This window comes from Streptomyces sp. XM83C (assembly GCF_023072675.1).
GTDB classification, from domain to species: domain Bacteria; phylum Actinomycetota; class Actinomycetes; order Streptomycetales; family Streptomycetaceae; genus Streptomyces; species Streptomyces thermocoprophilus.
The window spans coordinates 1-9638 of sequence record NZ_JALLGL010000237.1 but is presented as its reverse complement, the minus strand read 5'-3'; the positions used below and the strand labels follow the sequence as shown (position 1 = coordinate 9638).

At 71.7% G+C, this 9638-nt stretch carries 8 protein-coding genes; 6 read left to right on the top strand and 2 right to left on the bottom strand.

From position 1 onward, the window contains the following. Positions 1-254 precede the first annotated feature (254 nt). The 4 genes from MTQ10_RS22745 to MTQ10_RS22730 all read left to right on the top strand — a co-directional run bounded on the left by MTQ10_RS22745 (position 255) and on the right by MTQ10_RS22730 (position 5747). Positions 255-1634: an ABC transporter substrate-binding protein gene (locus MTQ10_RS22745; protein ID WP_247471724.1), complete on the top strand. Its 1380-nt coding sequence runs from the start codon at positions 255-257 to the stop codon at positions 1632-1634. 4 nt (positions 1635-1638) lie between these two features. Beyond that, positions 1639-2994 (top strand): carbohydrate ABC transporter permease, encoded by a 1356-nt coding sequence (locus tag MTQ10_RS22740; protein WP_282612500.1) that lies wholly within the window; start codon positions 1639-1641, stop codon positions 2992-2994. Further along, on the top strand, positions 2991-3905 hold the full coding sequence (locus MTQ10_RS22735; RefSeq protein WP_247471718.1) for a carbohydrate ABC transporter permease: 915 nt from the start codon (positions 2991-2993) through the stop codon (positions 3903-3905). The genes MTQ10_RS22740 and MTQ10_RS22735 overlap by 4 nt, the downstream gene beginning before the upstream one ends. Positions 3906-4148: 243 nt before the next feature. Further along, positions 4149-5747: a hypothetical protein gene (locus tag MTQ10_RS22730; RefSeq protein ID WP_247471727.1), complete on the top strand. Its 1599-nt coding sequence runs from the start codon at positions 4149-4151 to the stop codon at positions 5745-5747. 51 nt (positions 5748-5798) lie between these two features. Here MTQ10_RS22730 and MTQ10_RS22725 read toward each other — a convergent pair whose 3' ends face one another. Next, entirely contained in the window at positions 5799-6212 is a 414-nt protein-coding gene (locus tag MTQ10_RS22725) for an organic hydroperoxide resistance protein (protein WP_247471714.1), read from the bottom strand. A 123-nt stretch (positions 6213-6335) separates the two neighbouring features. On the opposite strand from MTQ10_RS22725, the gene MTQ10_RS22720 reads away from it, so the two are divergent. Then, a complete protein-coding gene (locus tag MTQ10_RS22720; RefSeq protein ID WP_247471711.1) occupies positions 6336-6821 on the top strand; it encodes a MarR family winged helix-turn-helix transcriptional regulator in 486 nt (161 codons plus the stop codon). A gap of 102 nt (positions 6822-6923) precedes the next feature. Then, positions 6924-8162 carry a glycosyltransferase 87 family protein gene (locus MTQ10_RS22715; RefSeq protein WP_247471708.1) on the top strand — a complete coding sequence of 413 codons (1239 nt, stop codon included), beginning with the start codon at positions 6924-6926 and terminating at the stop codon, positions 8160-8162. A gap of 700 nt (positions 8163-8862) precedes the next feature. Here the strand turns inward: MTQ10_RS22715 and MTQ10_RS22710 are convergent. After that, on the bottom strand, positions 8863-9510 hold the full coding sequence (locus MTQ10_RS22710) for a TetR/AcrR family transcriptional regulator (RefSeq protein ID WP_247471706.1): 648 nt from the start codon (positions 9508-9510) through the stop codon (positions 8863-8865). Positions 9511-9638 lie beyond the last annotated feature (128 nt).

The following is a 9638-nucleotide window of genomic DNA, read 5'->3' as shown; positions in this document are numbered from 1 at the left end:
GTCGTACACGCTCCGTGTCGGCCGCCCGCGCCCCGCGCGGGCGGCCGACACGGAGCGTGTACGACATGCCGTGCCCGGCTCCGCGGGTCATGCTGGAGGGCGGGCCGCCCGGCCCGCCCCGTGCCTCGTCACGACGCGGTCACGAAACCTCGCTTGACACCGTAGGCGCTCTTGCCGACCCCGGTGACCCGGCGTAGACCAGAGCGCACGGGACAGCGCTCGACGTTCGACGAGGCACGAAGAACGGGGCAGTGATGCGCAGCACGAGCAGCAATTACCGGACACGCAGGACGACGAGGGCCGCAGCCGCCCTGGCCGCGGGAGCGCTGGCGCTCTCGCTGTCCGCCTGTGGAGGCGACGACGACAACAGCGGCAGCGGCGGAAGCACCAAGGGCACGGAGACGGGCGGTTCCCTCTCCCTGCCGAAGCTCGACGGCACGACCCTGGAGGTCGCGGCCGTCTGGACGGGTGACGAGCAGAAGAACTTCAAGAAGGTCCTGGACGAGTTCAGCAAGCGCACGGGCGCGAAGGTGACGTTCGTGCCGGCGCAGGACCCGATCATCAACTTCCTCGGGTCGAAGATCGCGGGTGGTCAGCCGCCGGACGTGGCGCTGCTGCCGCAGCCGGGCGCCATCAAGCAGGCCGTGGACAAGGGCTGGGCGAAGCCGCTCAACGCCGATGTGCAGGCGGAGCTGAAGAAGAACTACTCGCAGGGCTGGCAGGACATCGGCAAGGTGAACGGCAAGCAGTACGGCGCGTACTACAAGGCCGCGAACAAGTCGCTGATCTGGTACAACGCCAAGGTCTTCGAGAACGCGGGCGCGAGCGAGCCGAAGAACTGGGAGGACCTGCTGAACACCGCGCAGACGGTGTACGACTCGGGTGTCACCCCGTTCTCGGTGGCGGGCGCGGACGGCTGGCCGCTGACGGACTGGTTCGAGAACATCTATCTGTCGCAGGCGGGCCCGGAGAAGTACGACCAGCTCGCCAAGCACGAGATCAAGTGGACGGACCCGTCCGTGAAGGACGCCCTGACGACGCTCGCCCAGGTGTGGGGCAAGCAGGAGTGGGTCGCGGGCGGCAGCAAGGGCGCACTTCAGACGTCGTTCACCGATTCGGTGGAGCAGACGTTCACCGGTGGCGACCAGCCGAAGTCGGCGATGGTGTACGAGGGTGACTTCGCGCAGGTCAACATCCAGCAGACCAAGGCCGAGGTGGGCACGGACGCGAAGGTGTTCCCGTTCCCGTCGGTGGGCGGCACCGCGCCGGTGGTCACCGGTGGTGACGCGGCGGTGATCCTGAAGGACTCGGAGGGCGCGCAGGCGCTGGTGAAGTGGCTGGCGTCGCCGGACGCGGCGACGATCCAGGCGAAGCTGGGCGGCTACCTCTCGCCGAACAAGAACGTGCCGAACGACGCGTACCCGAACGAGGTGCAGCAGACGATCGCGAAGGCGCTGATCGACTCGGGTGACGACTTCCGGTTCGACATGTCCGACCAGGCTCCGCAGTCCTTCGGCGGTACGCCGGGCAAGGGCGAGTGGAAGGACCTCCAGGACTTCCTGAGGAACCCGTCCGATGTCGCGGGCGCTCAGCGCAAGCTGGAGGCCGACGCGGCTGCCGCCTACGGGAACTGACGCGATGGCGTCGACAGCCGCGGGGGGTGTCGCGAAGACGCCTGCGACTCCCTCCGCCCCCCGTGGGCGCAAGGGCGTGACCGGTACGCGCTGGACGGTGGCGGCGCTGTTCCTGCTGCCGGCGCTGGTGCTGCTGGGCGCGCTCGTGGTGTACCCGATCGGGTACTCGGTGATCCGCAGCTTCTACGACCAGTCCGGTGACTCGTTCGCCGGCATCGACAACTACCGGGCGCTGTTCACCGACGACGGGATCCGCACCGCGCTGAAGAACAACATCATCTGGGTGGTGTTCGCGCCGACGATCGCGACCGCGCTCGGGCTGGTGTTCGCGGTGCTGACGGAACGGGTGCGCTGGGGCACGGCGTTCAAGCTGGTCGTCTTCATGCCGATGGCGATCTCGATGCTGGCGGCGGGCATCATCTTCCGGCTGGTGTACGACCAGGACCCGGACAAGGGCGTGGCGAACGCGGTGTGGGTGGGAGTGCACGACACGTTCGTGCAGTCGTCCGCGTTCCCGAAGGCGCATCCGGGCCGGCAGTCGCCGCTGGAGCCGGCGCGGGGCGGCGGGTTCGTCACGAAGGAGCCGGTGCACACCGGTGAGGCGGTGCTGCTGCCGCTGGTCGGTGTCGCCCCGGACCAGATGCCCGACAGTGCGAAGCCGGCGGTCGCGCCGCAGGCCGACCCGGGGAAGATCACGGGTACGACCTGGCAGGACTTCACGCGCGGCAAGGGTGTCGGCAGGCTGAACGGGGTGGACTCCGCCGAGCTGGGCTATGCCGGCATGAAGATCGAGGCGGTGAAGGACGGCAAGGTGGTCGCCACGGCGAAGGCGGCGTCCGACGGCACGTTCACGCTGCCGGCGAGTGCGGACGGGGCGCTGCTGAGGCTGCCGGCGAGCAACTTCACGGCGGCGTACAACGGGCTGGACTGGCTGGGTCCGGCGCTGGTGACGCCGTCCATCATCGGGTCGTACATCTGGATGTGGGCGGGCTTCGCGATGGTGCTGATCGCGGCGGGGCTCGCGGGCATCCCGCGTGATCTGCTGGAGGCGGCGCGGGTCGACGGGGCCAATGAGTGGCAGGTGTTCCGCAAGGTAACGGTGCCGCTGCTGGCGCCGGTCCTCGCGGTCGTCGTGGTCACGCTGATGATCAACGTGCTGAAGATCTTCGACCTGGTGTTCATCATCGCCCCGGGTTCCTCCCAGGACGACGCGAACGTGCTCGCCCTGGAGCTGTACCGCAAGGGCTTCTCGGAGGACCAGCCGGGCATCGCGAGCGCGATCGCGGTGTTCCTGCTGCTGCTGGTGATCCCCGTGATGTGGTTCAACATTCGACGGCTGCGGCGGGAGGTACGGCGATGACCACGGACGCCGGTGTCACCAAGGCGGCGGCCTCGCCGGCCGGTTCCGTCACGCCCCCTCGCCGGTCGCTGGCCGCACGGCTGGTGGGGGCGGTCAGCGGCGGTGCGCTGCGGGTGTTCCTGATCGTGGTGGGTCTGTTCTGGCTGGTGCCGACGATCGGTCTGCTGATCTCGTCGCTGCGCACGCCGGAGGACCTGGGCGAGAGCGGCTGGTGGACGGTGTTCACCGAGCCGTCGCAGCTGACCTTCGAGAGCTACCGGTCGCTGCTGGAGAACCCGGACATCCAGGATTCCCTGGTCAACACGGTGCTGATCACGGTTCCGGCGACGATCCTGGTCGTGGTGATCGGTTCGCTGGCGGGGTACGCGTTCGCGTGGATGGAGTTCCCCGGCCGTGACTGGTGGTTCCTTCTGGTGGTGGGGCTGCTGGTGGTGCCGGTGCAGGTGGCGCTGATCCCGATCGCGGAACTGTTCGGGAAGCTCGGCCTGTTCGGCACGGTCTTCGGCGTGGTGCTGTTCCACGTCGGGTTCGGTCTGCCGTTCGCGGTGTTCCTGTTGCGGAACTTCTTCGCGGAGATCCCCCGGGAGCTGCTGGAGGCGGCCCGGCTGGACGGCGCGGGTGAACTGCGGCTGTTCGCGCGGGTCGTGATGCCGCTGGGCGGGCCGGCGATCGCCTCGCTGGGCATCTTCCAGTTCCTGTGGGTGTGGAACGACATGCTGGTCGCGCTGGTGTTCACCAAGGCGGGCACTCAGCCGATCACGGTCGCGTTGCAGACGCAGGTACGGCAGTTCGGCAACAACGTCGATGTGCTCGCGCCCGGCGCGTTCATCTCGATGGTGGTCCCGCTGGTGGTGTTCTTCGCCTTCCAGCGGCAGTTCGTGTCCGGCGTCATGGCGGGCGCGGTGAAGTAGCGCACCCTGGCCCCGTGCGCGGGGGCGGTCCGGGCCGGTTCCGGGCCGCCCCCGCCGTCGTGTCCGGGGCGGGTCCGGGGCGGGTGATACGGGGTCAGGGGTACGAGGCATGTGGTGCCGGGAACGTGGTGCCGGGGCCCTGGACGTCCGGGAGGCGTACTCCGGCTGAGTGAGACAAGGAAAGACCGATAATCACACCGGGCATATACGGCAAATGCCTCGCCTTGTGGTTGGTGCCCGATGATGACGGTCACCGGTCTGCCCGCCCGCCGCGCGACGCACGGCTCCACGGCCCTGCGCGGGGGCCGTGCCTGGCGGCCGACGCCGTATCAGGTCTTCGGGCTTCTCTTCTGGCTGGTGATGACGCTCGCCTACTGGCGGGTGCCGCTGTGCTGTGACGCCGGGCAGCACGCGGCCGTGGTGGAGCGGCTGAAGGACAGCCTGCTGCACCCGCGCCATCCGACGGCGGACCTGCCCGGCACGGGCAGCCCCTACTACTCGCCGTACGCGGTCGCACAGGGCGTGTTCGCGCGGCTGACGGGGCTGGGCGGCTGGGAGGTGGTGCGGCTCGCCGGGCCGGTGAACCTGCTGGTGCTGCTGACCGGCCTGGGCCGGCTGGTGCGGGCGCTGACGCCCCGGCCGTGGGCGCCGGTGCTGGCGCTTTGCGCGATGACGCTGTTGTGGGGCACCGAACCGCTGTGGTGGAGCGGGTTCATGGGCCTGCTGTCGATGACCGGCAACCTCGGCTATCCGTCGGCGTTCGCCACCGGGCTCACGTTCTGGGCCTGGGCGCTGACGGCGGAGCGGGCCGGGGACACCGGCCGGGTGCGGTACGTCGGCCCGGACGGGCGGCGCGGCATGGCCGGGTACGCGGGGCTGGGTGTCCTGTACGGCACGGTCCTGCTGGTCCACCCGATCACCTCGGTCGCGGCGATGACGGGTGCGGTGGCGTTCGTCGCCGCGTGGCAGCGCAGCTGGTCGTGGGCGGTGGTGGCGCGCTGGGCGGTGACGGGCGGCGCGGCGGCGCTCACGGCGGCGGTCTGGCCGTACTTCGACGCGTTCACCCTGGTGGGGAACAGCGGCGTCGACGAGATACACCGGCCGCTGTACGACGGCCTCACGGCCCACTGCTGGTTGGCACTGCCGGCCGGCCTTCCGGCGCTGTGGCTGCGCGCCCGGCGCGCGGGGGTCGCGGACCGGCCGGGGACATGGCGTTCGGCATGGCGGGACCCGCTGGTGCTGATGGCCGCCCTGGACGTGCTGGTGGTGGCGTACGGCGGTGTCTCGGGGCACTTCACGTACGGCCGTGCGCTGGGCTTGACGCTGCTGGCGCCACAGCTCGCGGTGGCCGTGGAACTGGCGGCGCCCCGGCCGTGGCGACCGGGGCGGCGGCTGCTCGGCGCAGTGGCCGCGGGTGCCGCGCTGACCGGGTTCCTGACGGCGCAGGGCGGGGCGGTGGTGCCGCGCTCGCTGGACCCGGTCGGGTTCGAGCAGCCGCGGCACTGGCCGTCGTACGCCTGGGCGGCGCAGTACGTGCGGCCCGGGGAGCCGGTCATCGCCGACGGCTACTACGCCGTCCGCTCCCTGCCCGGGTACGGCGCCGATCTGGCCGTCCCCGTCTGGCCGGACCCGGCGCTGGACGAGGCGGAGCGGGCGCGGCGCGCGGCCGATGTGCGGGCGTATCTGTCGCCCTCGTCGACCCGCGCCGGGCGCGACGCGATCGCCCGCCGCTACCACGTGCGCTGGCTGCTGCTGACGCGGCAGCACCGGCTGCCCGAGGAGGCCGTGGTGGTGGCGTGGAGCGAGCGGACGGGCGAGGTGCTGGCGCGGGTCCCGCGGTGACGTCCGCCGGCCGCCCCGCCGACCCGGCGGGTGCGTGAGCCGGCCGGAAGGTCACTCGATGACGAGGTCGACGTCGATGTTGCCGCGGGTGGCGTTGGAGTAGGGGCAGACCTGGTGGGCCTGCTCGACCAGCTTGCGGCCGGTGACCTCGTCGACGCCGTCGGGCAGCTCGACGCGGAGGGTGACGGCGAGGCCGAAGCCCTCGCCCTGCTTGCCGATGCCGACCTCGGCGGTGACGGCGGCGTCGCTCACGTCGACCTTGGCCTGGCGGCCGACCAGGCCGAGGGCGCTGCCGAAGCAGGCGGCGTACCCGGCGGCGAAGAGCTGCTCGGGGTTGGTGCCCTGACCGTCGCCGCCCAGCTCCACCGGCATGGACAGCGCGAGGTCGATCTTGCCGTCGGAGCTGACGGTGCGGCCCTCGCGTCCATGGGTGGCGGTGGCGACTGCGGTGTAGAGCGCGTCCATGTCTGAACCATCCCTCTCGTCGGATTCCGGCGGACCGGTCGGTCCGGCCGCCGCACGACCACAAGTAGAGCACACGATTCAATTGGACACAACTGAATGGCGGGCAAGAGCTATCCTGGAGACATGACCCCGACCCCGTCCACCGCCCCGCCCGCCTCCGAACCGACTCCGGAGTGGCTCCACCTGGACCGCCAGATCTGCTTCTCCCTGCACGCCGCGTCCCGCGCCTTCAACGGCGTCTACCGCGTCGTCCTCAAGGACCTCGGCCTCACCTACCCCCAGTACCTGGTGATGCTCGTGCTGTGGGAGCAGGGCGAGCTGCCGGTCAAGAAGCTCGGCGAGCATCTGCGCCTGGACTCCGGCACGCTGTCCCCGCTGCTCAAGCGGCTGGAGGCGGCCGGCCTGGTCCGGCGTGAGCGCAGCGCCCGCGACGAGCGTGTCGTCGAGGTGCGACTGACCGAGGAGGGCGACGCGATGCGGGTGCGCGCCCTGGAGGTGCCGCGCCGTATCGCCGCCGCGACGGGCTGCACGGCGGAGGAGATCCACGAGCTGCGCGCTCGCCTCGACAGCCTCACGGAACGGCTCGACGCGGCGGCGAAGGCGGGCTGACCGCAGGAGCCGCGCAGCCGGCCGGGCGCCCTCGAACACGACAGGCGGCATTCATCACCTCTTGCCGGAAATGAGAAGCTCTCCGGCTTACGATCCGGCGTGATGATCCGCCGTGCGCCCGTCGCCCTCCTGATCGCCGCCTGGTCCGCCACCCGCGCCCTGATGCTGTGGCTGCTGACCCTGGACGGCCACCCGCTCCTCGGAGGGGGCGGGGTGTCCCGCGAGGTGCGGGAGCTGTACCACCACTGGTACGGCGTGCTGTCCCACGGCGGCTTCCCCGTCGGCGACCCGCTGTGGCAGTACCCGCCGGGAGCGGGGCCCGTCCTGCTGTCGCCGGGGCTGCTGCCGGGTCTGGCCTACGTCCACGCGTTCGTGGTGCTGGTCCTCGCCGCGGACGCCGTGATCACCGCGGCCCTGGTCCGTGCGGGCACCACCCCCACGCGCAGCCTGCGCGGCGCCGCGTACTGGATCGGCGGGCTCCCCCTGCTCCTCCATGTGCCGCTCGCCCGCTACGACGTCCAGGTCACCGCCCTCGCCGTGCTCGCCCTGCTGGCGCTGCCCCGCTCCACGCGCGCGTGCGGCGCGCTCGTGGCGCTGGGGGCGCTGGTGAAGGTGTGGCCGGTGCTGGTCCTGCCGGGCGTGCCGAAGGGGCGCGCGGCCCGGACGGCCTGCCTGTGTGCGGCGGCGACCGGCACGGCCGCGCTCACCGCACTGGCCCTCGCCCTCGACCGCCCGCTGGACTTCCTGCGCAACCAGGGCGGGCGGGGCGTGCAGATCGAGTCGGTCGGCGGCGCGCTGCTCTCGCTGGCCTCGCACGCCGGCTGGCCGGGCACGGTCCGCTACCGGTACGGGGCGATGGAGTTCACCGGCCCGTACGCCTCATCCGTCGCGCACGCCTCGCTCGCCCTGACGGCCGGCGCGTTCGCGATGCTGCTGCTGTGGCGGGCGCGGGCCCGCCGCTGGACGCCCGCGACGCCGTACGACGCCGCGCTGTGCGTGGTGCTGCTGTTCACCGTCACCAGCCGGGTGATCAGCCCGCAGTACATGATCTGGCTGCTCGGCCTGTCCGCGGTCTGCCTCAGCTCCCGGCACACCGCGCAGCGGCCGGTGACCGCGCTGGTGGCGGCGGCGACCGCGCTGAGCGCCGTGATCTACCCGGTCTGCTACGACGAGGTCATGGCGGGCACCTGGCCGGGCACCGCCCTGCTGGTGGCGCGCAACGCGCTCCTGCTGGCCGCCGCCGCGCTGTCCTACGTACACCTGTGGCGCACGACCCGCCCGGCCCCGTCCTTCCCCGGCCAGCAACAGCACCCGGCGCTCACCTCTCCGGCGGGGCAGTAGCCCGTACTGCCGTCCCCGTCGGGCTGCACGGTTCGGTACGGCGGACGAGGTCGGCCGGCTGCTGCGGGCCGGTGCCGCACCGGCCGTGGCCAGAACCGTCCCGGACCCCGGACGTGCAGAAGTCTCCGGTCGGAGTCCTTCGGGTCCACCACGACCAGGGCCTCGTGTGCGCGCCCTTCCCTCTGGGCGTTTCCGCCTTCCGCCAGGAAGTTCTCGAAGGTCGCCACCGGGTACTCGCTGAATGCACTGACGACCAGTTCCGCGCCCAGCACCATGTCCTGCATGAGCGTGTCCTGGACCACTATCCGCCCGGGTTCGGGGCCCTCGAAGGTGGAGTTCTCGGCCGGAGCGACAGCGGCTGTTCTGGTCATGGAATGTCACCTCTCGGGTCGGCCAGTAGCTGAAACTGGCAGTACGCCAGGCTGCGGCCCACCCCCGGCACGACACTCATGTGGCCGTACGGCCCGCACGGCCATCGTGGGGTGACCGCGCGTCGGCACGCGCCATCTGCCCGACCACACGAGTGACAAGCACGGCGTACGGGTTCAGATGCGCGGGCCCGCCTCGGGAAGGCAGTCCCGCCGGCCGGAGGCGTGTCAGGCCCGGCAACCGCGCTTCACGGCACGGCCGCCGACAGCGACCCTCGATGCCGGGACGCGGGGTTGTCCGCCGTGCCGGGACGGGCATCGGCGGGTGCGGCTCACAGGGTCCGCAGTGCCGCCGCCGTCGCCCGGGTCAGGGTCTCCAGGTAGTCCTTGGGCGGCTCGGGGCCGCGGATGACCACCGAGCGCCAGTACAGGGGGCCCGAGATGAGGTCGAGGGCCAGTTGGCCGTCGGCGTCCGGGCGGATCTCGCCGCGCCGCTGGGCCGCCGCCACGATGCCGCTCGCGACCCCGTCCTGCCCCTCGCGCAGCGCCTTCTGCAAGGCCTCGGCGATGTCCGGGTTGCGGGCCGCCTCCGCCTGGAGGTCGGGGATGATCTGCGAGGCCACCGGGTGACGCAGAAAGCGCGCCGTGACCTCGTACAGCAGCCGCAGATCGCCCTCCAGGGTGCCCGTGTCGGGGGCGGGCAGCCCCATCACGGCGAGCGCCGACACCACGTCCAGCACGAGATGCAGCTTGGAACGCCAGCGCCGGTACACCGCCGTCTTGCCGACCCCGGCGCGTCGTGCGATGCCCTCGATGGACATCCGGGCGTAGCCGACCGCCGCCAGCTCCTCGAAGACGGCGGCGCGGATGGCCTTCGTCACGTCCTCGCGGAGCACCGCGGCCCCGGCGGGCCGCCTGCGGCGCGGTCGCGGGCCGGGCCCGGCCGCGTCGTCGGCGTTCGTCGTCATGCGGACCAGCATAGGCGTTACGACGAAACGGTTGCGTTCCATCGTGGAAACGGCCTACGCTCACGTTGCGACGATACGGTCCCGTCCCGACGTATGAGAGGCGTACGAGGCAGCCCCGAGCCCCCCCCGTCTCTTTTACC

Coding starts and splice junctions, on each gene's coding strand:
- MTQ10_RS22745 (WP_247471724.1), top strand. CDS start 255: ATGCGCAGCACGAGCAGCAATTACCGGACACGCAGGACGACGAGGGCC.
- MTQ10_RS22740 (WP_282612500.1), top strand. CDS start 1,639: ATGGCGTCGACAGCCGCGGGGGGTGTCGCGAAGACGCCTGCGACTCCC.
- MTQ10_RS22735 (WP_247471718.1), top strand. CDS start 2,991: ATGACCACGGACGCCGGTGTCACCAAGGCGGCGGCCTCGCCGGCCGGT.
- MTQ10_RS22730 (WP_247471727.1), top strand. CDS start 4,149: ATGACGGTCACCGGTCTGCCCGCCCGCCGCGCGACGCACGGCTCCACG.
- MTQ10_RS22725 (WP_247471714.1), bottom strand. CDS start 6,212: ATGGACGCGCTCTACACCGCAGTCGCCACCGCCACCCATGGACGCGAG.
- MTQ10_RS22720 (WP_247471711.1), top strand. CDS start 6,336: ATGACCCCGACCCCGTCCACCGCCCCGCCCGCCTCCGAACCGACTCCG.
- MTQ10_RS22715 (WP_247471708.1), top strand. CDS start 6,924: ATGATCCGCCGTGCGCCCGTCGCCCTCCTGATCGCCGCCTGGTCCGCC.
- MTQ10_RS22710 (WP_247471706.1), bottom strand. CDS start 9,510: ATGCTGGTCCGCATGACGACGAACGCCGACGACGCGGCCGGGCCCGGC.